Origin of the sequence: Sulfurimonas gotlandica GD1, assembly GCF_000242915.1 — a bacterium.
Lineage (GTDB): Bacteria > Campylobacterota > Campylobacteria > Campylobacterales > Sulfurimonadaceae > Sulfurimonas > Sulfurimonas gotlandica.
Map to the genome: position 1 here is coordinate 1,483,715 of NZ_AFRZ01000001.1, position 24,435 is coordinate 1,508,149.

The 24,435-nt window shown below is 31.4% G+C and carries 22 protein-coding genes and 1 pseudogene; 13 read left to right on the plus strand and 10 right to left on the minus strand.

Annotated features, from left to right (window positions below):
* Nucleotides 1-135: 135 nt before the first annotated feature.
* From mnmH to SMGD1_RS07345, 3 genes are all read left to right on the plus strand, one after another.
* A complete protein-coding gene (gene mnmH / locus SMGD1_RS07335; protein ID WP_008335712.1) occupies nt 136-1,203 on the plus strand; it encodes a tRNA 2-selenouridine(34) synthase MnmH in 1,068 nt (355 codons plus the stop codon).
* Nucleotides 1,204-1,337: 134 nt separating this feature from the next.
* Entirely contained in the window at nt 1,338-1,664 is a 327-nt protein-coding gene (locus SMGD1_RS07340) for a hypothetical protein (protein ID WP_008336511.1), read from the plus strand.
* A 23-nt stretch (nt 1,665-1,687) separates the two neighbouring features.
* Nucleotides 1,688-2,104 carry a hypothetical protein gene (locus tag SMGD1_RS07345; RefSeq protein WP_008341041.1) on the plus strand — a complete coding sequence of 139 codons (417 nt, stop codon included), beginning with the start codon at nt 1,688-1,690 and terminating at the stop codon, nt 2,102-2,104.
* Here the strand turns inward: SMGD1_RS07345 and SMGD1_RS07350 are convergent.
* Nucleotides 2,088-3,095, minus strand: a complete 1,008-nt coding sequence (locus SMGD1_RS07350; protein ID WP_008336606.1) for an Lnb N-terminal periplasmic domain-containing protein — start codon at nt 3,093-3,095, stop codon at nt 2,088-2,090. The two genes, SMGD1_RS07345 and SMGD1_RS07350, sit on opposite strands and share 17 nt — an antisense overlap.
* Before the next feature lie 243 nt (nt 3,096-3,338).
* Between SMGD1_RS07350 and SMGD1_RS07355 the strand changes: the two genes are divergently transcribed.
* Nucleotides 3,339-3,755, plus strand: a complete 417-nt coding sequence (locus SMGD1_RS07355) for a hypothetical protein (RefSeq protein ID WP_008336071.1) — start codon at nt 3,339-3,341, stop codon at nt 3,753-3,755.
* A 39-nt stretch (nt 3,756-3,794) separates the two neighbouring features.
* On the opposite strand, the gene SMGD1_RS07360 is transcribed toward SMGD1_RS07355, so the two are convergent.
* The 4 genes from SMGD1_RS07360 to SMGD1_RS07375 form a co-directional block, all read right to left on the minus strand.
* Nucleotides 3,795-4,208 (minus strand): cyclic nucleotide-binding domain-containing protein, encoded by a 414-nt coding sequence (locus SMGD1_RS07360; RefSeq protein ID WP_008336657.1) that lies wholly within the window; start codon nt 4,206-4,208, stop codon nt 3,795-3,797.
* 3 nt (nt 4,209-4,211) lie between these two features.
* Nucleotides 4,212-6,929 (minus strand): MFS transporter, encoded by a 2,718-nt coding sequence (locus SMGD1_RS07365; RefSeq protein ID WP_008336507.1) that lies wholly within the window; start codon nt 6,927-6,929, stop codon nt 4,212-4,214.
* Between the two features lie 71 nt (nt 6,930-7,000).
* Nucleotides 7,001-7,819: a ribonuclease HI gene (locus SMGD1_RS07370; protein WP_008336041.1), complete on the minus strand. Its 819-nt coding sequence runs from the start codon at nt 7,817-7,819 to the stop codon at nt 7,001-7,003.
* A gap of 14 nt (nt 7,820-7,833) precedes the next feature.
* On the minus strand, nt 7,834-8,313 hold the full coding sequence (locus tag SMGD1_RS07375) for an FKBP-type peptidyl-prolyl cis-trans isomerase (RefSeq protein WP_008336107.1): 480 nt from the start codon (nt 8,311-8,313) through the stop codon (nt 7,834-7,836).
* A gap of 217 nt (nt 8,314-8,530) precedes the next feature.
* On the opposite strand from SMGD1_RS07375, the gene SMGD1_RS07380 reads away from it, so the two are divergent.
* The 6 genes from SMGD1_RS07380 (at nt 8,531) to SMGD1_RS07405 (ending at nt 11,678) form a co-directional block, all read left to right on the plus strand.
* A complete protein-coding gene (locus tag SMGD1_RS07380) occupies nt 8,531-8,947 on the plus strand; it encodes a bacteriohemerythrin (RefSeq protein WP_241761456.1) in 417 nt (138 codons plus the stop codon).
* Nucleotides 8,944-9,141: a hypothetical protein gene (locus SMGD1_RS07385; protein WP_008341047.1), complete on the plus strand. Its 198-nt coding sequence runs from the start codon at nt 8,944-8,946 to the stop codon at nt 9,139-9,141. The genes SMGD1_RS07380 and SMGD1_RS07385 overlap by 4 nt, the downstream gene beginning before the upstream one ends.
* Before the next feature lie 13 nt (nt 9,142-9,154).
* Nucleotides 9,155-9,826 carry a response regulator transcription factor gene (locus tag SMGD1_RS07390; RefSeq protein ID WP_008335324.1) on the plus strand — a complete coding sequence of 224 codons (672 nt, stop codon included), beginning with the start codon at nt 9,155-9,157 and terminating at the stop codon, nt 9,824-9,826.
* Complete coding sequence (locus SMGD1_RS07395) at nt 9,783-10,973, plus strand: sensor histidine kinase (protein WP_008335849.1); 1,191 nt, start codon at nt 9,783-9,785, stop codon at nt 10,971-10,973. Before SMGD1_RS07390 ends, SMGD1_RS07395 begins: the two co-directional genes overlap by 44 nt.
* A gap of 61 nt (nt 10,974-11,034) precedes the next feature.
* Complete coding sequence (locus tag SMGD1_RS07400; protein ID WP_008334970.1) at nt 11,035-11,340, plus strand: c-type cytochrome; 306 nt, start codon at nt 11,035-11,037, stop codon at nt 11,338-11,340.
* Nucleotides 11,341-11,354: 14 nt separating this feature from the next.
* On the plus strand, nt 11,355-11,678 hold the full coding sequence (locus SMGD1_RS07405; RefSeq protein ID WP_008336787.1) for a hypothetical protein: 324 nt from the start codon (nt 11,355-11,357) through the stop codon (nt 11,676-11,678).
* 65 nt (nt 11,679-11,743) lie between these two features.
* On the opposite strand, the gene SMGD1_RS07410 is transcribed toward SMGD1_RS07405, so the two are convergent.
* Entirely contained in the window at nt 11,744-11,938 is a 195-nt protein-coding gene (locus SMGD1_RS07410) for a hypothetical protein (protein WP_008335258.1), read from the minus strand.
* An 88-nt stretch (nt 11,939-12,026) separates the two neighbouring features.
* On the opposite strand from SMGD1_RS07410, the gene SMGD1_RS07415 reads away from it, so the two are divergent.
* Both SMGD1_RS07415 and SMGD1_RS07420 read left to right on the plus strand, forming a co-directional pair.
* The gene (locus SMGD1_RS07415) at nt 12,027-13,559 is read left to right on the plus strand and encodes a carbon-nitrogen hydrolase family protein (RefSeq protein WP_008341051.1); all 1,533 of its coding nucleotides are present in this window, start codon (nt 12,027-12,029) and stop codon (nt 13,557-13,559) included.
* A gap of 694 nt (nt 13,560-14,253) precedes the next feature.
* Nucleotides 14,254-15,453 (plus strand): Fic family protein, encoded by a 1,200-nt coding sequence (locus tag SMGD1_RS07420; protein WP_008336153.1) that lies wholly within the window; start codon nt 14,254-14,256, stop codon nt 15,451-15,453.
* Nucleotides 15,454-15,709: 256 nt separating this feature from the next.
* On the opposite strand, the gene SMGD1_RS07425 is transcribed toward SMGD1_RS07420, so the two are convergent.
* The 4 genes from SMGD1_RS07425 to SMGD1_RS07440 form a co-directional block, all read right to left on the minus strand.
* Entirely contained in the window at nt 15,710-18,736 is a 3,027-nt protein-coding gene (locus tag SMGD1_RS07425; protein ID WP_008335667.1) for a caspase family protein, read from the minus strand.
* Between the two features lies 1 nt (nt 18,737).
* Nucleotides 18,738-19,349 carry a tetratricopeptide repeat protein gene (locus SMGD1_RS07430; RefSeq protein ID WP_008335026.1) on the minus strand — a complete coding sequence of 204 codons (612 nt, stop codon included), beginning with the start codon at nt 19,347-19,349 and terminating at the stop codon, nt 18,738-18,740.
* A 10-nt stretch (nt 19,350-19,359) separates the two neighbouring features.
* Nucleotides 19,360-19,980 carry a tetratricopeptide repeat protein gene (locus tag SMGD1_RS07435; RefSeq protein ID WP_008335145.1) on the minus strand — a complete coding sequence of 207 codons (621 nt, stop codon included), beginning with the start codon at nt 19,978-19,980 and terminating at the stop codon, nt 19,360-19,362.
* A gap of 148 nt (nt 19,981-20,128) precedes the next feature.
* Complete coding sequence (locus SMGD1_RS07440) at nt 20,129-23,305, minus strand: caspase family protein (protein WP_008336940.1); 3,177 nt, start codon at nt 23,303-23,305, stop codon at nt 20,129-20,131.
* 733 nt (nt 23,306-24,038) lie between these two features.
* Between SMGD1_RS07440 and SMGD1_RS14895 the strand changes: the two are divergent.
* Nucleotides 24,039-24,377 (plus strand): annotated as a pseudogene (locus SMGD1_RS14895) (methyl-accepting chemotaxis protein); the annotation flags it as partial.
* Nucleotides 24,378-24,435 lie beyond the last annotated feature (58 nt).

Genomic DNA, 24,435 nt, shown 5'->3' on the forward strand with positions numbered 1-24,435 from the left:
AAAAGCGTATTGATAATCATCAATACATATGCTAATCGACTGCTTATCAACAAAGATGGAGAAAGAAGTAGAGCACTTTTTAGATAAAATCACACATGCAAAACATACAACAAATAAAACTTACAGAATATAGTCATGTTTAGCAATGATTTTAAATCTATTGTTTTAAATTCTACACGGCTTATCGATGTTCGCGCTCCTATAGAGTTTGAAAAAGGCTCATTTCCTTATGCTATAAATTTACCACTTATAAATGATAAAGAGAGACATGAGATAGGAATTTGTTACAAAAAATATGGCAATAATGAAGCTGTAAAACTTGGACATAGATTAGTTAGCGGTGCAGTAAAAGAAGAGCGTGTTAAAGCATGGTCAGAATTTATAAAAATAAATTCAGATGCTAAGCTATTTTGCTTTAGAGGTGGTCAACGCTCTAAGATATCACAGGAGTGGCTTAGCCAATCAGGATATGATATTACCCGCTTTAGGGGTGGTTATAAAGCCTTTAGAAATTACCTTATAAATGAAATAGAAAAGTCGTGCACTCATTTTAAACCAATTATACTTGGTGGTCGTACCGGTTCTGGTAAAACTATTTTACTTAATAATTTAGATAATTCAATTGACTTTGAGGGACTGGCAAATCACAGAGGTTCTTCTTTTGGCAGAAAGATTACTCCGCAACCTTCGCAGATAAATTTTGAAAATGCTCTGGCTTATGATCTCATTCAAAAACTTGATAAGGGTTTGAAGTACCTAGTTTTTGAAGATGAAGGAAATCGTATTGGAAGCGTATTTATCCCGAAAATTTTCGCAGATTACCTCTTAGTTGCTCCTCTTATTATACTTGAAACACATATAGTAGAGAGAATAGGAATAACATTTAATGAGTATGTTTTTGAAGCACAAAAAATGTATGGCAACAATCTTGTAGAGTGGAGGGATGAAATATTAGGTGCTATGAGTAGAATAAAGAAAAGGCTTGGTTCTCAGCGGTACCAAAAGGTCTGTGATATATTTGAGAATGCCTTCGATGAGCAGATGCAAAGAGGCTCACAAGAAGCCTATAAAGAGTGGATAGAGTATCTTTTAAGAGAATATTACGACCCAATGTATGACTACCAGATTCAAAAACGTTCAAAACAAGTAGAGTTTAGAGGCTCAAGTGAAGAGGTAGTTGAATATTTATCACAACTGCCTTAAGTCCACGCCAAAGAGTGCAGCTATAGCAAGAAATATACTAACATCACTCTTCATTTTATATTACTTTCAATAAGACACTTTTAATACAAGTAGTTATAGAATAGTTGTAGACTATTGTAATGTTAGGAAGATAAATGGACAGATCTAAAGAGTTGTTAAGATTATGCAGTTATACGCAAAACTCTAGTTCACTTCATAGAGTAGAACAGATTAAGAAAAATTACTCTGAATTTGACAAGGTTGTAGAAGCACTGCTTGATCTTGAGCCTTATTTGCAACACAGTGATTTTTATATATCATTAAAAGATGATTTTGATCTAATAGAGATTAGGAATGATTTGTGTAATGAAGATGAGTTGCTTATGTTAGATGTGGAGATTGTTGTTTGGGCAAATCAACACAATATTGAATTTTTGGAAAATCTTGATAATGTATCTATTTTAGGATTCAAACATAGATAATAAGAATATGGAAAAGGGAATGTATGAATGAAATAAAACTCTCAGTAGAAGATAAAAATTTGGAAACGGTATTGACTGTATTAAATAGTTTTAATAGTGGGCTAATCAGTAAGATAGAGATTGCACCTAAAGAAGCTGTTCGTGCATGTGATGTACCAAACAATACAAAAGTGACTGAAAATTATTATACGCCTGCCTCTACTTTAGATCGGATAGATGTTGAAGAAAAAAGAAAGAAACTTTTTTCATTTGCATTTATTACGTTGATTTTATTATCTATAACCGCTGTATATTTTGAAGTTTACGATCAAACTCATGTACCGCCTTTTTTAAGAGTTATTTTAGCCGCTTATTGGTCGTATTCATTAGTTGGGATCATAGTGTCAAAGCGTGGAAGTGATTATTGGGTATCTAAACTATATTTTAATGTTTCAAAGTAAGATTTGCTTCACGAATAAGTCTAGAAAAGTCAATACTGTGACCTGCTTTATGTGCCCGTTCATTTATATATGATTTTTTCTGTAACTCTTCAAACGAAAGTCCGTATGTCTCTAAAGTTTTATTATCATATATATATTGTGGTAGATATCCACTAAGTAGAATTTTCCAGTTAAATGGTAAATGGTCCGGAATGACAAGAGAATTGAACCATATATCTATGGTGCAGTTACTTGTCAGGGTATTATAAAATTTTGCTTCTCGATAAAGAGAGTTCATTTGATGTATATATTCTACAAATAGTAAACGACCATTTTCTAATGGAGCTTTTAGATGGTAAAGATAGACATCTTCAGGTGGATTTTTACGATAATTTGTACGCAAACGTATTACGTCTCTTTCGTCTGCTACTACATAGTAAAGCTCGTATTGACGAAAAAAACCTTTAATCGTTGAATATTCTTCATTTTTTTCTTTTCGTGTTTCTATAGAGATAGCGAGGTTCTTTCCATCTTTAAAAACAAAACTTAGAAAAATATGTGCAATCTTAGGACCCATCCAATAAGAGGCAATTAGATCAACACCTTCCAGTGCTTGTATATCGAATGTTTTATCGTAATACCTAGCTTCATAATCATTTTCACTGTGATAATCAAAATTTCGAATATTATGGACAGTGATTAAATTGCCTTTTATAGTTGCATGTGCCAATACTGATACATCTGTCTGCCACTCTCTTTCATTTGAAGGATTAATTAAGAAGAACCAAAATAATGTAATCAAAAAAGTGATGAAATGTAATAAGATAGGACGTAATGGTCTTGATTTTAATGAAATTAATGCAAATAAAGCGATAGATATAAAAATACCAATTAAGCCAAAGCGAAGTATATCACTTTCTTCAACGCGATAATATATAGCTAATATTGACCATCCGCTTGTTGTGAGAATAAACAAACTCATAAATGATAGAAAAATAATTCTTCTCAACATATTTACCTTATATTTGCGTATTTCAGCATCTCATCAACTTAATCATCTTATAGTTTATCGAAAAAAAGAAAAAACAACTCTGTCAGCATCGTAATAAATTTGTAATTTATAATCGGTGTGTAGCAGATGTTAATCTTCAAATCAAAAATCTTTTTTTAGAAATTTAAATCACTTTTATCTAGTGAGAATTTTATAAAATTAATGTAGAATACATCAAGAATTATTACTTAGCAAAGGTAAAAGATGATAGAGAGTATTTTTAACAGAATTAATGTAGAGATTAAAAGAACATACTATACACATGAAAGATATAACTCTAAATCAACTTTTGCTCTTATTTATCATGAAAAAGCACTAACTCCAGAGGAACTTGCAGTTTTTGTTAGGATATCAGATAAATTTGTAATAATTGATGAAAATCACTGTTTTATAAATTTCACATTTACTACACAAGAAGATGCTTTTAAAGCTTCTCAAAATCTTTTAATGTATCTAGATAATCACTTTAATTCTAGAACAACTTGTATAGCAATTGATACTTTTAATGTTTTAAATTCGGCTAAAGAAGTTATGAACAGATTGACACAGATTTTAAAAGAAACAAGAAGAAATTCTTATACTAGAATTGAAGATGAAGATATATTAAACGGTGTTTTATAGTTGAAGAATTTCAATAGAAGTACGACCAATTTCTACAAATTAACTATTACTTTGCCTGATTCTTTGACATAAAATTTTTATAATACCTCTGGCTACATCACCATACTCTGCAATGAGGTTGTACATAACAATACTTTCCAATCTAAATAGCAGACTATTTTTTGTCGTTTTAATCGTAGCACTTCTGGGCTCAGGATCCAAAGCTGCAAGCTCTCCAAAAATATTTTTTTCTCCTAAAATTGAAATCACTTGTTCATTGATAATTACTTCAACTTCGCCTCTAACTATTATATACAGAGATGTTCCCAAGTCGCCTTGATTAAAGACCACACTGTTTTCATCATATTCAAGTTCTTGAAGTTGCATAGCAACTGCCAACAAATCATTTTCAGATATTTCTGAGAATAGATTAATAGATTTTAAAATAATTACTTTTTCAATGGTTAATAGCATGTTTTACCTCTGCTTTAATTGGCTTAATGTCCATAAGGCCGTCTCTTGGATTGTGATATTTTTATCTTGAGAAAGATTTTGTATTAAATGAAAATAATCACTACACCTGTTTTTACCCATCTCATATAAAATGGAAATTTTTAAAATTGGATAACTCATATCATCTTCGAGTGTGTTTTTGAAAAAGTCTGTATCTTCAATCATTTTTTCTACAAACTCGCTAGGGTAACTGAGGATTTTTTTACTCAACGATAGGTCATCGAGCATAGGTAGAACTATTTTTTTTATCTCTGTAGATACAATATTGTCAAGCATCTCTACAGCATAAGCTTTTCTATCTTTTGATTGGCTATTGTAGTTGTATTTACATTGTAAAAGTATCTCCTTAGGATAGGCATAGGCCATTATTAAAAATAGATTTGAGATTTTTTTTGTGCTAAGTTCTTCTAATACTTGGTAACTGTTTGGATAATTTATCTTATCAAATACGTCTAAAATAATTAAGTTTTCCAGTATCTCTCTTACATTGTTTGTAAGCAAAAACTTGATTAGTTTCTGATTACTTGATATAAAATTCGTTTCAAAAAGTTTTTCCAAGATAATGTCATGTAGCAAAGGTTCATTGATTTTTTCTAATAAAAATTCATTAGATTGTTCAGTTTTATAAGAAGAAATTACTTTAATAAGACCAAACTTGGTATTTAAGTTTTCTGATGCATTAAAGTACTCGATTAGCAACTTCAAAATTGAATCTCCAAATTTAATCAATGCTTTTATGCTTTCATTCCTGTACTCGTCTGTACCCAGAGTTTTAAAGAGATTTGGCAGAAATTTTTCAATTTTTAAATTACCTACAACTGTTATTGAGATAGTTTTAATATCTAGCTCAGTACTTTGCAAAGACTCTTCTATCGCTTTATAAAAACTAGGAACTTTCATTTGTTTTAAAATATTTAAAGCGATTATCCTATCTTCTTTTTTATCAGATTCAAAAAGATTATTTAAAGCAGACCCTGCGATTAAGATTCCATCTACACCAGTATGTTCGAGCATACCAACTATTGCGCCTTCTTTTATTATTACATTATTATTGTCAATAAATTTTGAAACCCTCTCTATAGATTTATATGTTGCCAACTGACAGTATGTTCTCAATAATTTATTGATAATCGCAGGATTATTCTCTATTTCAATTCTATCTTCCAATACAGTGACAAAATCTTTAAGTTCTTTTTGTCCAATATACTCTATTACTCTAAGCCTGATTACATCACTTTTATGTGTAGATAATTTACTGAGTATTTCATTGATTTGTTCATAATTCATTGTTACCAGAGCATTTAAGCAGTAAAGAATTTCTACATCATTTTCACTCTCTAGTCCATTTAAAATGAAATTTTCATCAAGCTCACTTAAGAGTAAATCATCGGAAAAAACTTCTCTTTTCATAAGTAATTTTTCTAATGATTTCACATACTCTTCTTTTAGACGTTTACCCAAAATCAACCAAATGACAGCCATAAAAATAATGAGATAATAGACAATACTGAGATCTCCAAATTTTGCCAAAACAAGTAAAAATACTCCGGCTACTCCCATACTAATCGGTTCGATAATTGTTTCTCTAAAAGCCAAAACTTTCGTTCGCTGATGACTCGCTATTGCTTGATTTAAAAGTTTGAAACTTGGATTTAAAATCGTGATATCCAGTACTTCATTTAAAAGTTTTAAAACCAATAGAACTACAAAACCAACTCCCAAAGAAAGCATGGCAGTGATGACAAGCGATGATGTCCCAACAAGTGCCAATATCGGAATCGCCAATAATCCAAAAGCAACACCAAAACGACTCAGCATCGCCCCGGAAATGAATAAACTTGAAAATAAGTTGACAATATTTAAGAGAGCAAAAAACATCCCAAAAAAGCTTGCCAGCTCTTTTTCATTAGTGAACTTTTCCTCCACTTTGAAATAAAAAACATAGTCGATAAAATAAAATATAAAAAATGCTAAAACAGAAATAGTAAAAAAAAGGATGAAATACCTGTTTTTAAGCAGAGTGGAATAGGAAATATCATTTTCTTTTGATTCCTCATATAGTGGTTTTTCTATATTGAATTTACTTGAAAATTTATTTAAAATCTTTAGCAGTAAAAGAAAGGATGCCATCAGAGTAATACTTGATATAAACAGTAAATTTATAGTTTCTATATAATCTAAGAGTATGCCAATAGAAAAACCACCTATAATACCGGCAAAAATTTCTCCTGACATTAAAAGTCCAAAAAGCCGCTTTCCTTGACGAATATTGAACAAAAAACTGCTTAAAATCCCAAACTCTAGTCCAACAAACATCCACATCATGTCTTTAAAGACCATTATGCCCATAAAAGCTAACTTGGAATCGCTAAACTTTATGAGAACTAAAAAAATGATAAAGATGGATAAAACAAATAGAAGAGTTATTTTAAGTAGCTTTTGAATACTCAATTTATTTTCCAGCTTACTATAGTAAAATCCGGCTATAACCGAGACAATAGCAGTTATAATGTAAACATATGGTAATTGAGAAGTATCGTATTTCATTAAAAAAAGAGTATTGGCAGTTGTTTCAAAAAAAGTTAAAGATAATCCATTTAAAAAGGAGTGGAGAAATAAGAGTAATAAAGGTTGAACTTCATCTTTTTCAATTGATTTAAAAACATAAAATAGCTTATTCACCAGTTCTCCTTTTGTTAAGATAATGAATAAGCAGTATAACCGAAAATAACTTTTCAGTGTTATGAATTATTTTATCCAGCCCTCATATTTAAAATATCAGCAACAACTATCTCTTTGTCATATTTCACAAAAGATTCACTTTTTTCTAGAATTGTATACATTGTCATTCTATCGGCTAACTCATTTCCCTCAAAACCTGAATGCGCTTTTATATGAGAGAGTGTTACATCATTTTTGATGGAGTTGTATAAATGGTATGAGAGTTTTATTATTTCTAAGTTTTTAATCTCTCCGCCTTTTTTTGTCCATCCTTTTTTCTCCCACGATATAGCCCATGTTTTTATGCAGTTTATGGAGTACATTGAGTCGCATTTTATCTCAACGGTATTCCCGTTTACAGCTTCTTTTTGAGCGAGTAACAGAGATTCATAAAGTGCTCCAAGTTCCGCAGTGTTGTTTGTGCCCATCTCTTCATATAATCCATACCAAAGTTCGGATAGTGTGTCATTTCTATATACAGCCACTCCAGAACCTGCTTTGCCTGGGTTAGGAGTACATCCACCGTCACAATATATGGTTACATTGCCACTCTCAGAAGTTGGCATCTGAATTTTCACCTCTACTTCTAACTCTTTATCATTCTCTTCTTTTCGGAACTTTTGCAAAGCTTTGTAGTTAAAAATAATTTTGTCTTGAATCTCTTTGTCTTCAACGCCATTTAGTAAAATAAAGAGTTCTGCTCTGGCATCTGAGAGTTGCTTGTTAAGTGACAAGGCTCTCCACTCAGACTTTTCATCCTCTTTTAAGTCTAGTAAAACAAGTTGAGATTCATTTATCTCTTTACCCTCATCTACACCTAACTTTAATAATTTTTTTGTAACTATTTGCATTTTTTTCCTTGGACTTAGTCATGATGATGTGTATCGTGTTCAAGAATAGCCTGAACTTCATCTTCGTTAAGTTCTTGAATCTCTGTTATAAGCCCTTCGAAAGTGAGTGTTTTTCCAGCAAGAGGATGGTTTCCATTGAGCGTAGCATACTCGTCGTTGATATTCATAATTGTATATATTATATTTTTTTCTGAAAGCTCATCACTGTCTCCATCAAGCTCCATCCCAACATAAATATCTTCTGGAAGTTCGCTGAGTTCCTCTGTAAAGAGAAGTTCTTCTTCGAACTCTCCAAAAGCTTCTTGTGGAGAAAGTGTTACTTTAAAAGTGTCATCAACTACTTTTCCATCAAGAGCATTTTCAAGTTCTGAAAATATATGACCGTATCCTCCATGAAGGTAAATCAGTTCTCCTTCGTTTGGATTTAGATGTATCCCATCGGCATCATGTAGAGTATACTCAATATGCACAAGTCTGTTTCTAGCTATTTCCATATAATCATCCTTCTCTTTTTATCGGATTATAGCACAAGAATTTCAAGTAGGCTTTATATGCTATTGTGGCATGGATTAGTCTCATACTGTTTATGGGATTCGGTTATAATAATTATCTAAGTATTGTTTGAAAAAAGATTATTGATAGTTTTCAATGAGTTCATCATTTATATCTTTAGTATAATGCTTGTAGCAGAAGATAAAAATGGAGTTTTATATGATTGAACTTAACACCATACCTCTCGTGCCTATTGATAGTATGAATGAAACTCATCTTGAAGAGGTAGAGATAATCAACACTTTGTTGACTCAACTCCAAGCTAAAGCAGATTTTGTAGTTATTTCTAAAACTTTTGAAGAACTTCTTGAGCATATGCAAGAACATTTTGCCACTGAAGAGAAGATGATGCAAGATGCTCACTATCCTTCTTTTCGTATGCACAAAGCAGACCATGACAAAGTGCTCAATGAAACACGATATGCTGAGATGGAGTGGCGAAACAGAAAAGAAATAGATGCTTTAAAAGCTTACTTTGAAGAAGAGATACTCACGTGGTTAGACCAGCACATCAAAGCGATGGATACTCCAATGGCAGATTTCCTTGGAACAAAACATGCAAGGTATGGTTTATGAAACAAGTAGAGATATGTTCAAATTGCTATGCACATTTAATGGAAAATAGAATCTATCTCTATGTAGATAATGAGTTTACCGAGCTTCTATACATAGATGATGTTGAAAATTTAGATGATCCTATCCCACACATCGTTAGAGAAATTGAACTTTCATCTCGACCTAGTTTGTATAGTTGTGTAGAGTTGATATAGGATATAATAGTTCATGAAAAAGAAACTCTTACTGCTTGAAGATGACCTTGCTTTGAATGAGACTGTTGTTGATTACTTTGAGAGTCTTGGGTTTAGTGTTACCCCTGTATATGATGGTAATAGTGCTCTAGATGCTATTTATGAGAATAACTTTGACCTTTTACTGCTAGATGTTAATGTTCCTGACATAAATGGTTTTGAGATACTAAAAACTGCAAGAGAACAAGGTTCTACTACACCTGCTATTTTCATAACTTCACTGAACTCTATGAGTGATTTGGAAAATGGATATGATAGTGGATGTGATGACTACATACGAAAACCATTTGCGCTCAAAGAGTTAAAGTTAAGAGTAGAGAGCATTTTAAAAAGGGATTTTTTTCATAACGAGAGCAGTAAAATACAGATAGATGCAAACATTTACTATGATACAAATAGCAACTTGCTAACTGTCAACAATGATGAGGTGCAACTAAACAACAAAGACGCAAAACTGTTAAAACTTTTTTTACAAAATAAAGATACTCTTGTAACTCATGAGGTTATATATTCGACTCTTTGGGAATATGGAGAAGAGATAAGTGAAAGTGCTTTACGAACATATATAAAAAATCTACGAAAACACTTAGGGAAAGAAAAAATTGTCAGTATTAAAAAACTTGGATATAGATTTACCACAAAGTGAAAAAAAGACACTATATAGGTTCTTATCTTTATATGTTTTTTTTACCATTGTCATTTTAGGTTTAACCATATCCCTATACTATACTCTGCAAAAAGAGTTGGCTAGCAGTCAAAGAACAATAGTCTTAGATGAGTATGCAAATGAGTTTTTAATAGCACTAGAAGAGCTTCATAATGATAAAACAGACACTCTGTTATACCCAACAGATGCCAAGTTTAAAACTTCTCTTTATGGGAAGGATTATAAACTTATATATTCAACCCTGACTAACCCTAAAAACCTACTCACAGAAGTGACATATACAAATAATAAAATCATAAGATACGTAGCCCAACCAGAAAAATACTATTTAAATACTCAATATATTATAGTAGAGATGATGGATGATAAAGAGTGGCTGAATGAGACTATTAAAACCATCGTCATATACAGTTCTATATTTTTCATCTTTATGTTAGTAGTTGGATATTTTTTACTAAACCTGTTTTTAAAGCCTATGAAGGATGCTCTGCATCTACTAGATATATTTATAAAAGATACTACACATGAGTTAAATACTCCAGTAAGTACGATTATGACAAATATTGAGCTTATAGATAAAGAGAGCATCCAAGATAAATACCTTTTAAAAAGTATCAATCGAATAGATATAGGGGCAAAGACTATATCTAATATATACGATGATTTGACCTACTTAGTGTTAAACAATAAAATCGTATCAGATAATCAAGATATAAATCTGAAACAACTTATAGAGCAGAGAGTTGAGTACTTTTCAACTTTAGCAAATATAAAAAAAATCAAAGTTGTAACAAACCTGGATGCAGATGCAGTATTGAATATTGACAACAAAAAGCTCTCAAAACTAGTGGATAATATCTTATCAAATGCCATAAAGTACAACAAGATAAACGGTTCAATAAATATAGATCTAGATGCAAATAAACTTACCATCAAAGACACAGGCAAAGGTATAAAAGAAGAGCATATAGATTCGATGTTCGATAGATATGCTAGATTTGATAAGATTGTCGGTGGTTTTGGTATTGGCTTAAATATCGTAAAAATGATTTGTAATGAGTATGACTTAACTATAAACATAACATCAAAATTAGACAACTGGACAGAAGTTTCTATCTCTTGGTAAATTTCACAATCATTCCACAATTGTTTTATATACTGCTTCTATAACAACTAAGGAGAATAAGATGAAAACAATTAATAAAGTGTTATTAGGTTTAGCGGTAGTAGGTTCATTGACAGTAGCAGCAGCAGACGGTGCAAGCCTATATAACAAATGTGCAGCATGTCATGGTACAACAGGTGAAAAAAAAGCTTTAGGTAAATCAGCAGTGATTAAAGGTTGGGAAGCTACAAAAACAGTTGAAGCTTTAAACGGATACAAAGCGGGAACTTATGGCGGAGCGATGAAAGGTTTAATGAAAGGTCAAGTTAATTCTTTAAATGATTCACAGATTGAAGCTTTAGCAAAATATATTGAAGCACAAAAATAGGTAAAGGGTAAATTATGAATAAGTTATTAAAATTAGTTTTGGCTAGTGTGATGGTACTGGCAGTGAGCACAACAGTTGCATCTGCCGATGTTGCCAAGGGGCAAAAACTTTATCTCAAAAAACTAAAAGGTTCTTGCAACATGAATGGTGCCAAAATGGCTACTCTACACTCTCAAGGTGAATGGGAAACTTTTAAAGAAGAAGGCAAGCTTGCGGATGAACTTAAAAAAATCTGTCCAAAAGCTCCAAGTAAAGCTTTAGACAGTAAATATCTTGAGCACTACTATGATTTCTTTCATGAGTATGCTAACGATAGCGGTAACGTTCCATCTTGCTAAAAGAAACTAAAACTCAACTTCGATGGATTTTCATTCCACAGAAGTTGAGATTTAAATCACTTTTCTTAATCTTTTTCAATAAACAGTTCCATGCCAGTATGTTTTTGATATTCTTTTCCCATTTTAAATGTTTTTATAGCCATTTTCGCCTCTAGAAGAGTATCAAAGGCTCTAATCTTTTCATCAAATTCTACATGAAATTTTAATATACCGTCAACTTCTTTTTCTTCTATTTTGTATTTTTCATCTGAGTGAAGCATATCTGTTCCTCGTTATTTTATTTATAGTCAATATACTATCTAATTCGGTTATAATTTTGAATAAAAATTTTAAGAATTGTTGGAAAAAATGGAAACACAAATAAAAGAAAATATTGAGCTAAAATATCTAAGTATGGATGACTATGCTGAATTAAAAGAGGCCATGCTTTTATCTTATGAGACTATGCCTGATGCTTACTGGAAAGAGTCTCAATATCAATCTTTAATTGATAAATTTCAAGAGGGCCAGGTTATCATAAAGATAGATGGAGAAATAGCTGGATGTGCATTATCAATCATAGTAAAGTATGATGAATTCGCAAATCATCACACATATAAAGAAATTACTGGCAACTACTCTTTTGATACACATACAGATAAAGGAGATATACTTTATGGAATTGATGTATTTGTAAAACCTAAATTTAGAGGTCTTCGCTTAGGAAGACGTTTATATGATTACAGAAAAGAGTTATGTGAAAAACTTAATCTAAAAGGGATAGCTTTTGGTGGAAGAATTCCAAATTATCATAAATATGAAAATGAGCTTTCACCAAAAGAGTATATTGAAAAAGTAAAAAGAAAGGAGATTCATGATCCTGTTCTCAATTTTCAAATATCTAATGATTTTCACCCATCAAAAATTTTAAAAGGATATTTAGAAGGTGATGAAGCATCTGGAGAGTTTGCAGTTTTACTTGAATGGGATAATATTTATTATGAAAAACCAAGTAAAATAACTTCGGCAAAGAAAAAAATAGTTCGTCTAGGTTTAATCCAATGGCAGATGAGACCTTATAAAAACTTGGCAGAGTTAATTCAGCAAGCTGAATATTTCATAGATACAGTTTCAGGTTACCGTTCAGACTTTGCTCTTTTCCCAGAGTTTTTCAATGCACCATTGATGGCTGAAAACAATCATCTATCAGAACCTGATGCAATTAGAGAGTTAGCAAAACATACGCATGCTATCATTCAAAAATTTTCAGAGTTTGCTATATCTTACAACATTAATATCATCTCAGGTAGTATGCCTGAGATAAAAGATGGGCATTTATATAATGTCGGATATTTGTGCAGAAGAGACGGCACAATAGACCGTTATGAGAAAATACATGTAACGCCTGATGAGGCAAAAGTATGGGGAATGCAAGGTGGACATGGAATAAAAACATTTGATACGGACTGCGGAAAAATAGGAATTCTTATCTGTTATGATTCTGAATTCCCAGAACTCAGTAGACTGCTTGCAGAAGATGGAATGGATATTTTATTTGTTCCATTTTTAACAGACACTCAAAACGGATATTCAAGAGTAAGACATTGCTCTCAAGCAAGAGCGATTGAGAACGAATGTTATGTTGCCATTGCAGGAAGTGTAGGCAATCTTCCAAATGTTCACAACATGGATATGCAGTTTGCACAGTCTATGGTATTTACACCTTGTGATTTTGCTTTCCCGACAAATGGAATAAAAGCAGAAGCAACACCAAATACAGAAATGGTTTTAATAGCTGATGTTGACATAGACCTCTTAACTGAACTACATGAATTTGGTAGTGTTAAAAACTTAAAAGACAGAAGAAAAGATATATTTGAAGTAAAGAGAACAACTAAATAACTTTAGTTTCTAAGCTATTCTTCTGTTCTCAATTTTTTAGAGGAAGACAAATTAATAGGGAAGATTGTTGATTACTTCTTGAAGTTGCTTATAGGGTATATCCCTGAGCATAAACTTCTTTTGTTATCTAACAAATTAAATATCTTGAATAGCTTATGCATATCTGCATCATCAAATGTTTTTCTGTTTGAAAGGGTATTGTTTGTATGTGAATTTATGATGTAATGAAAATTTCCGTAAGTATAGTGAGTAAGGGGATTGTGTAAAAAAGGTGGTGGACCCTCAGAGATTCGAATTCAATCCTTGTAGTTTTATTAAATTCTGCACAAAGCACCTAATATAGAGGTTTAGTCCATGAAATATGGACTTTCAAGAGATAATATTTGTTCAATTTATGCTCCTTGGTCTGCATAATAAATACTTAATACATAGCTATTGCATAGTAATGAACGTACAAATAACGTACAAGATTTAAACTTAAGTGATGTTGTTTTATTCTATATAAGTAGCTTAAATAGCATGATAGAAGAAAGTAAAAGATATCGCAAATATAACCGCCATCTTATGTCTAGTAATTAAATTATTAATATCTATGACTCCCTATATTACGTGTATTGTTACTAGTATATTAACGCCAATCAACTCGCCATTTATTTATGATATAATGATAGTTAAATAAAACAAGGAGGATCATATGAACTTTACACCAACAGCACCAACTGATATAAAAGGTAATATAGATTCGTCTCTTTTGCAAAAAGCAGATAAGTTATTATTAGAAGCTGCTAAACTTGAAGGTTCCCATACTCCTCAGATACTCCAAGCCGTTAAAAATCTTTTATATACAGTTAATAGCTACTACTCAAATAAGATAGAGTCTGAAGGTACTCATATTATTGATATAGAAAGAGCAATGCAACAGGAATATTCCCAAGATACTAAAAAAAGAAACTTACAGATACTATCACTTACTCATATAGCAGTTCAAAAAGAGTGTGAAGAATATTTTAAAACAAATCCATCTGCATCAGCATATGACAAAGAATTTATACTAGGTACCCATAAGAGTTTTTATTCTAAAGAGGGTATGGAGCCTTTTTTAGATGTTACTCATGATGGTATGCAAGATAGGATAGCCCCTGGTGCTATTAGAAAAAGAGATGTTAAAGTAGGAAATTATATAGCACCAAGTGCAGATAAACTTGATAGCATGATGAATGAGTTTGAACACCTTTATAATAAATCTTTAGTCTCCAATGATGCAGTGAAACTTATTCATATATTAGCATCTCACCATAGGTTGATGTGGATACACCCTTTTTTAGATGGAAATGGAAGAACGGCTAGGTTGGCATTAGATGGAGCGTTTGCTAGTATTAAAATGAGTGGATATGGTTTATGGAATATTTCTCGTGGACTTGCAAGAAATTCTACTGAATATAAAGATAACCTTTCCTATGCTGATATGCCACGACAAGGTGAGAGAGATGGAAGAGGTGCTTTATCTTCCAATGCGTTGGCACAATATGTAAACTTTATGTTAGATATCTCGTTAGATCAAGTAGCGTATATGAATAAGCACCTAAAATTAAATGCTCTTACATCAAAAATAGAGCTATATGTACAAAGGGTAAATGACGGTTTGCTTGATATTGAACCTTTACCCAAGCACAGTGAAAAGATATTTAAATATTTACTACTTAGTGGTGAGTGTGCAAGAGGAAAAATTCCTGAGATTATAGGAATGAAAGAAAGAACAGCTTCAAGGTTGATATCAGAACTCTTAAAAAGAAACTTTATAGAGTCTGATACTAAAGCAGGAGCAATAAGACTTAAAATAGGTGCGTCTATGGCATCGTATCTATTTCCGATGCTTGTACCTGAGAAGGATTGAATTTTAACTCTGGAATGTCCCTCTCTTCGGTGACTCTTTTTATCCAATTTCGGAGTGAATCTGGATGGATACCAATCTTTCTGCTGTATGATTGATGCTGTAACCATTGTTCAACCCTATTAAATCTCATAATGTATTGACATTATTTTATCTAAATTACTGAATTAAAGTTTGTCTAGTTTATAGGGGACATTCCACTTCCACTTTATATTCGATGACATAAAAAGTACAAAAAAAAGAATGGAAATTCTTTGCACTATTTAGCCCCAATATTAAAATCAACACCATACATAGAACTTTGAGGCATTTGTCTGTATCCCCACTTTTTATCTGTTCTGTCTGGTAAAGTCTCTTCTACATAATCATTAAGTTCATTAATAGTTATTTTTTTATCATCTTTATAACCCTTACCTTTAAGTGCTTCAATCAATGTATATGTAAATACTCCATGACCTTCATAACCCTCAAGTGCAACTTGACTTTTACTACTTGCACTTATAGTTGCTCTTCCTGTTGCACGAGCAAGTCTATTGGTTGTAGTCTTTTGCATATTAGCTTCTACGAATGAGCCTGAGTTACATGTATCTAAGAGAACAAGTGACTTTAGAGCGGTTATATTTGATAGTCCAAGCATTAAATCTTTTTGACCTACGCCTTGAACCTGTACTGCTGATGTATTATCTTTATCTTCAAAGTCATAAGGAATATAGTAATAGTTACCATTATATTCATCTGTTATACCATGCCCTGCAATATAAAGCAAGAATACATCTTCACGAGTTGACTTGATATCTTTAAAGGCTTGTTTAATATTTTCTTTAGTCACTTCTTTATCTAAGAGTTTATATGTATGCACTTTGTTAAAAAGAGGTTTAGCTACATCTTGAATAGTCTTTAACATCTCTGTAGCATCATTAATCGAGTACTTTAGTGCTAAGTCTTTATCTTTGTATTCATTGACAGCTATGGCTAGTATATGTAAATCATTTACATTCTGAGAACCTGAGATTTGTTCAAGTTTGCTTCTTACTTTCTTTTTTAGGTTTGTGTCATCAAATGTTACTTCTAAATAGTCAGGTTTAGATTCTATATTTCCAGCTTTATTAGTAGCACGAAAGCCAATTGTGTTTTTACCACCTGCTAAAGAGATAGTCTGATCATAGATAAAACAATCATCTCGTTGAGATTTCTTTTTTAGTTTTAACGCACGAGATGTATCTATTACTGATACTGGCATATCGTTTATGAGCAGAGTAAGATTATCGTAACCACCTTTTGCTTTTGGACATACTTGAACTTTTAAATCCATATCTTGTTTATCAGTCTTTGTAGCACTTGAGAGAATATGTACTTCTGGTGCTAGACCATCTTCTAAAAGTTTTTGGATGTTGATATTTTTAGCATACTTTTCTAGACTTTCACCTGCTAAGGCTTTTTGGATAAGGTCTGGTCTGTAGAATGTTGAGTAAAGTGCATCCACTGTTACATATTCTGCTTCTTTATTTGGTCCATGATTAATATGATAACCTATGTATTGTCCACCATTTTTTGAAGCGGTGAAGAAACCTTCGTTTGTGTAGGCTATGTATTCGTTGTCTTTTGAGATAAAAAGGGTTAGTGTTGGGTAAATTTTTTGTATTTTTGGTTTTAAGTAAATATTGGTATCATTTAACTTTTTAGCCTGTACTAAAACATTCTCTTTTGATATTTTATACTTATTCATAATAATAGATATATATTCTTCATTAATTTTTAATTCTCTACTACTATCTTTTATTTCAGACAAATCCCAAATTTTTATTGTTTGGTCTGTTCCTGCACTTATAAGCCTATCTCTATCTAAGGCTAAAGATAATATATCACCAGTGTGACCATGGAGAGAAGCTATTCTATAACCATTTATATTGTAAATATTTAAGGCTCCTCCCCCTCCACCACTAATAACATAATTTTTATACCATCCATAACTTTTATGTACAAAACCATCTACTTCTGTTTTTAAAATATACCCAACTTCTTTATTGTCTTTTTTAATTATCAGTTTTGCACCTATTACATCTTTTACCTTGCCTACATCACCGCTTGTTAATTGTAAAGAATAAATACCATTGTCAACTTTAATGGTATTAAAATCATCACTCTTTAATAAACTTCTTTTAATTTTATATTTTTCAATATCTATACTTTTTTCAAGTTTTTTACAATTTACAATTTTACAATCACTATTTCCCCATGCAATTTTATTTGATTTAATTCCTAGACTGAAAATTGGTTGCCCATCTCCGATTATCTTATTAATTATCTTACCTGTATTTATATTCCATATATAAATTTCATTTTTTTCAGCCCCGACAGTAATTGCAGTTTCATCATCAAGGAATCCTACATTCACAACTGCATTATAGTGATGATTATAAGATTTTTTCTTTATGTAGCGTGCTTTTGCTTTATAAATATTTACTTCTATTGGAAAATTAAAACATCCAGATATTAAATATTTTCCATTTTTTGAATAGGCAAGTTTGGTAGGTTGAGTTTTAGTGACTATATTTTTTACAAGATTTAACTTGTAGTCATATATCATTATTCCATTTTTACCATTTGTTGCTGCTATATGTTCATCAGAAGCTGCTAGTCCAAATATCCAAGCCTCCGTTTTAACACTATTTATGACTTTTCTTTGATTTAAACTATACATGGCTATTTGCTCATCATCACTGCCTGATACAACTAAATAATCACCATTGTTTTTTACTATTTTAACTGCTCTAACTGGATTTAGATGAAATGCGATAGTATCTTCTAATATGAAATTGTCTTTTATGTTCCATATTTTAGTTGTTTTATCACCAGAAGCAGAAACTAAATATTTCCCATCAGGGCTAAAGTCCAATGATAAAACAACATCTTTATGTGATTTAAGTAATGTTAAGAGTTTACCTGTTTGATAATCATAGATTCGTATATTACCAACTCCAGCAGTCCCTTTTTCTGACATATATCCACCAACCGCTAGATATCTTTCATCATAACTTAACGCTATCGTATATACTCTACCTTCTATTACGGTATCAATTTGTCCCAATATTTTTTTTTTTAACTTTCCATTTGAATCCCAAACCCTAATTGTTGTGTCTTTTGAAGCAGTAATAATGTCTTTATCTTTAGTAATGATGATATCTTTAAGTTCACTTGTATGCGCTTTTGTATCTAATTCAAATATAACATCGCTATAAGCAAATAGATCTCCAAAAAAGAAAAATAAAAGTAAAAGTAATTTCATTTTATAGTTTGCATGTTTTCCAAAGTTTATCTATGATTTCTTGACTAAATAAACCACTATCTTTAGTTTGTTCTGCCCAGAAAAGAGCTTCTTTTAAATTTTTATCTGTACCTAAACCAAAACAATATGACATTGTTAACTTATATTGAGCTTTTGCACTACCTTGATCTGCTGCTTTTTTTAATAACTTAAATCCTTCATTAAAATAGTATCCATCGTTATACATAATTGCAAGTTCAACCTGTGCTTCAATAACATCCTGTTTCGCAGCTTTATAAAATAATCTAAAAGCTTCTGATAAATCTTTATTAGTTCCTTCTCCTGACTTGTATAATAAACCTAATGCATATTGTGATTCAGCTAGACCAGCTTCAGCAGCCATGCTGTACCATTTAAAAGCTTCATAATCATTAGCAGTTATACCTTGTCCTTTTAAAGACATAGTTCCTATATTGTGCATTGCTCTGATTTCTCTTTTCTCAGCATATGGCAACCATAGTTCATAGGCCTTCTTATAATTACCATTGTCATATGCAAGATTTGCTTCTTGCATATTATCCGCATGTAAAGTTAAACTAAAAAAAATCCCAAGTATTAATAAATATATTTTCATTATAAGCCCCTTATTCATATTTCGAGAGTTGATATTCATTCCAAATATTATCAACGTTAAATCCATTCTTACGGCTAATTTTTGCCCAATAAGCACACTTTTTTAAATCTTGTTTTCTTCCAATGGGATAGCAATAACTAAGCATTGTATTGTTTACAGATTCTTCTTGACCTGCTTCGGCTGCTTTTTCCCACCATATTGCTGCCATACTATCATTTTGAGCTACACCAAGACCATTGTAATAAACAGTTCCAAGATCTGTCATAGCTTGTACATTTCCCTCATCAGCAGCAATAGTGTACCAATCAATTGCTTTATGAATATTCTTCTCAACACCAGTGCCAACTTGATACATATATCCTAACTCTCTATGAGCTGATGAATTACCAAGCGAAGCTGATTTTTTCATCCATTCAACAGCTTTTAGATTATCCTTTTGTACATATTGACCTTCCTGATACATATAAGACACATTCTTTTGTGCTGTACTATCACCCTCATCTGCAAGCTTTTTCCAAATATCAAAGGCTGATTTGAAATCACCTTTATTATAGTAATCTAAACCCTTGTTTAGGTCATTTGCCAACAAAAATCCTGATAAGATGACTGTTAATAAAATTAACTTTTTCATATATGGTTCCTTTTATAATTTATTTCAGTGTTTAATAATAACTATACTTTAGAACAACTTACCATTCTCTTAACAAAATAAAATATACTCATTATGTTGTTCTTTTTGGAATATGTTCCAAAATTCAACTCTATTTTGAACAATTTTTCTATTTTACTTTCACCAAAGGAAACCCCTGACCTAACGGAGACACAAACGGATATTGAGCACGTTTAAACTCTTTCTCTGCAATCTCTGGAACTGTGTCTTCTACGAAGTTTGCGATTTCAAGTGTTTTTATATAGCCATCTCTGTCACTGTCTGCATTACCTTTTAGTCCCTCTGCAAGAACATATGTAAGTAATCCATGACCTTTATAACCTTCTAGTGCTTCTTGAGAAGAAGATGAAGCTGAGATGATTGTACTTCCAACTGCACGGCTTAGTACTTTCATAGCTGTTGTCTCATTCAGTCCACGAGTTAAAAGTGCAACTTCTATAGCTTGACCTAAAGCACCTGAGTTACAAGTATCAAGAACAATAAACTTTTTAGTAGTTGGGATATTAGCAATCATATCTCTTAGAGCATTTTGAGAGATAGCTTCTTTTTCTATACCTCTACTTGAGAGGGCTCCTACATTTGAAGTTATCATATGGTATTTTGCATCTTCAACCATTCCGTGACTTGCTACAAAGAATATAAACAAATCATTTGGAGATATGTTCTCTAATGCTTTTAGAGTTTTAGTTATGTTCTCTTTTGAAGTCTGATCTTTGGAAGTAAGCAGTTCTACTTTGACATTACTATAAAGACCTTTAGTTTTATCTTTTATAGTTTGTGCGAAAAGCTCCGCATCTGCCACTGCATATTTTAAAGATATGCTTGGGTTTTTGTACTCATTTATTCCAACAACTACTGCATAGATATTTGGTTTAGTTATCGGGTTAAAAGTTGAAACTACAGCTAAAATATCTTCACGTGAAGCCATAGTATTTTCTTCGTTATAGACTATAGCTTTTACAGTGTGTTCACCTTTTGGAAGTTTAAGCGTGTATGTTTTTAAAACTACATTTTTATCTTGTTTCTTTTGAAGTCCACGGTCTCCATCTGTTTTTACAAGAACACCATCAAGATAAAGTCTTATTTGACCGATTCCTCCTGAGCTTGGAGTTATTTTCAGAGTTACTTGTAGTTCTTCTGAATCAATAGATTTTTTAGTGTCGATTATGGCTACTTCTGGAGCTGGTTTGACCTCGCTTAATTTTAGCGTTGGTTTAGCTGTTGCATATTGAATGTTTTTATCTTCACTCATAACTGATGCTACTATATCTGGTCTGAAGAATGTTTCATAGTATTGGTCTATTGAGCTTACTTTCATTGGTCCTATTAGGATGTTTAGGTGTTTGGCTGCGTTTGGTGAAGCGTTGAAATAGCCTTCTGGAGTCATTGAAATCCATTCGCCATCGTCAAATGATGTCAATGACAAGAGTTCTTTTTCTGATGCAATATCAAAAACTTTAACAGCTCCGCGCTTCAGTGCTATGATTTTTTTATCATCATCACTGAAGCTAACATGACTAATTTGTGTATCTGACACATTTATTTTATGAATAAAATTATTATTTTTCACATCATAAATTTCAACATTTCCATCACTTGTTAATGCAATAATAGTGTTGTCATGATTTAAAAATACATGGGTAGCCCTTTTTATTCCAAAAGTTTTACCATCATATAAGCTAGGTGAAAAACTCAATTTTTGTGTCTGATTAGATTCCAAATCAATTAATATTGAATTATCTCCATAGATAAGAAGCTTCTTTGAATCTTGACTTACGGATTTAAGGAACTCTTGATTATTTATATGAATGATTTTTTCTTTAAAATTATTACTGGTATTGTAAATTTTAATATCTGTCCCTTCAGGTTGCCGTTGTGTTTCCATAGCAATACTATCTGAATAAAGACGTACATAATTTAATATTTTTTTTTGTAGTACTTTGGATTTTTTGATATCCCATGATGTTAGTATATATTTATGATTTTTACGCGTACGCGAGACAAGTGTTAGAACATTACTTTTACCTTTAGTGTAACTTATCTCTTTAATTTCCCCTTCTACATTCAATGGTAATATTTTATTCTTACCTTCTAAATCCCAAAGGATTATATCGTTCTTAGAATGAGTCATTAATTGTTTTTTATCAGGGCTTAACTCTAAGCCATCAGACTTGTTTTTTACATAACTTATTCTCTTTCCTTCATCAAGATTCCAAAGCTCAAAACTTTCCTGATTTTGTTTAACTACTAGTTTTTTATTAATAAAAAATGAGTACCTAGGTACTGTTTCAATTGTTCTTTGTAATTTTTCCTCTTTAAATGTTTTTAGAGCATATTTTTTAATGATACTTGCCTCATCAATAAGAAAAAAATCTTTATCGGGGATAAGTTTTATTGTAGATGTATATTTCGATACCTTAAGTGTTTTTATTAATTTTTCTGTACGTATATCCCAAAATAGAATTTTTCCATAGCCAAGTACAGCAAAAATATTATTTGTCAAGTCACAACTCAAATCTCTAAAAGCAACTATAGAACCTTTAAATTTAAAAGTTTTAAAAAATTTATTATTTTCCAAATCATACATACTTATAGTGTTACTTTCATCAAAAAAAGCATATTGGAGATTTTCGCTTAATCCCAAAAAGCTTCCTACCCCTATTTTTTTTTCTTTTATTTCTTTTTTTCCGTCACTGACTGTAATTTCTGTAAAAATTCCTGCATCTTGACCAAATTGAAGTAAATGATCATTATCTTTAAAAATCATATTCCTTTGAAAGTCTGAAGGGCATTTTGCATCTAAAACGTTAATTACCTTTTCTTGTTTTATATCAAATATTTCAATTGCATCTTGTCTATCATTTCCATAATTCCAAAGGCATGTAGCTATTAGTTCATTATTTTTACTCATAGCTATTGAGCGTATGTCACCAATTTGCTTTGTCTTATGATTTATTATTTTTCCCGTACTTAAATTAATAAGATTTATTCCTTTATATCCATTTGAAGTAATTAACCAATCTCCATCACTTGAGATGATATGGTCGCCATTAGAGTTTATTGGTAATGTCTTGATAAGCCTTAATGTATTGGCATCCCATAACTTCATTGATCTATCTTGTGCTCCAGTTATATATATATTGTGCAGTTTACTGAATGAGCTATAAATTATGCTATTAGCATGCTGTGATTGCACAAAGGGTTTTCCAATTTGATTTTCATCAGCAATTACATCACCAACCATAAAACTCAAAACAAAAACTAAACTAACGAGAAATTTAAACATCTTGTATTCCTTATTTATTCATAGTAGCAAAACTCATAACATCTTCACTGAGCAAAACCTACTCCGCTTATGTCCGCACTTATGGCATGTGGAAATATCAATCCACATGCCAAGAAAATAATTTTTAATTTTAATTTTCTCATCAATACACCTCAAAGAGTTATTATTATTATTATTATGCGATATAGTAGCTGAATTGATTTTTAGAATGTCCCTTTATAAACTAGGCAGTTCCAAAACCTGTAGGTTTTGGAGTTTTTAGCTCATTTTAAAGAAAGCTTAAAAAGTTGTTCCAAATATAAGAGTTATTAACGCGATTTATTAAGTGTTTTGAAAATAATAACATTATTATTTATAATTAATATTATGATATCATATGTCCAAATAATAATGAGGGTAGTGTATGTTTTTTTCCAATAACAAGCAATTAGAAGCAGAGTTACAAACACAAACTGAAGAGATTAAAGCTTTAAAGCAAGAGATACAAGACTTAACTCATAAAAATTCTGAATTAGAAAAACAAGCAAGATATGCTGATTCTAATAAAATAATGAATGAGTTAATAAAATCACTAACACATGGTTTAACAGATGGTTGTGATAGAGATTTGAAAATAATTCAAACTGATTTAGAATCTAACCTAGAGGCACTTGAAGATGTTGATTCTAAAAACACAGAAAATAATGAACATACAAATGATTGTTCGAATGAAATAAATATACTCTCGACTACGATGGGTACACTACTCGAACATATTACTAGTACATATGAGCAAGTTGAAACACTTAATGATAATGTATCTAGTATTGCTGATGTAATTACACTCATTAAAGATATTTCAGACCAAACAAATTTACTTGCACTAAATGCTGCAATTGAAGCAGCAAGAGCTGGGGAACATGGTAGAGGTTTTGCAGTTGTTGCTGATGAAGTAAGAAAACTAGCAGAAAGAACTCAAAAAGCCACAAGTGAAGTTGAAATATCCGTATCATCTTTAAAACAAAATACACAAGAAGTACATGAACATTCACAAGCTATGGAAAAATTATCTCAAAGCTCAAATGAGCAAATGGATATTTTCCAAGATAAAATGCAAGTCTTAACAAGTAACTCACTTATAATTTCAGAAG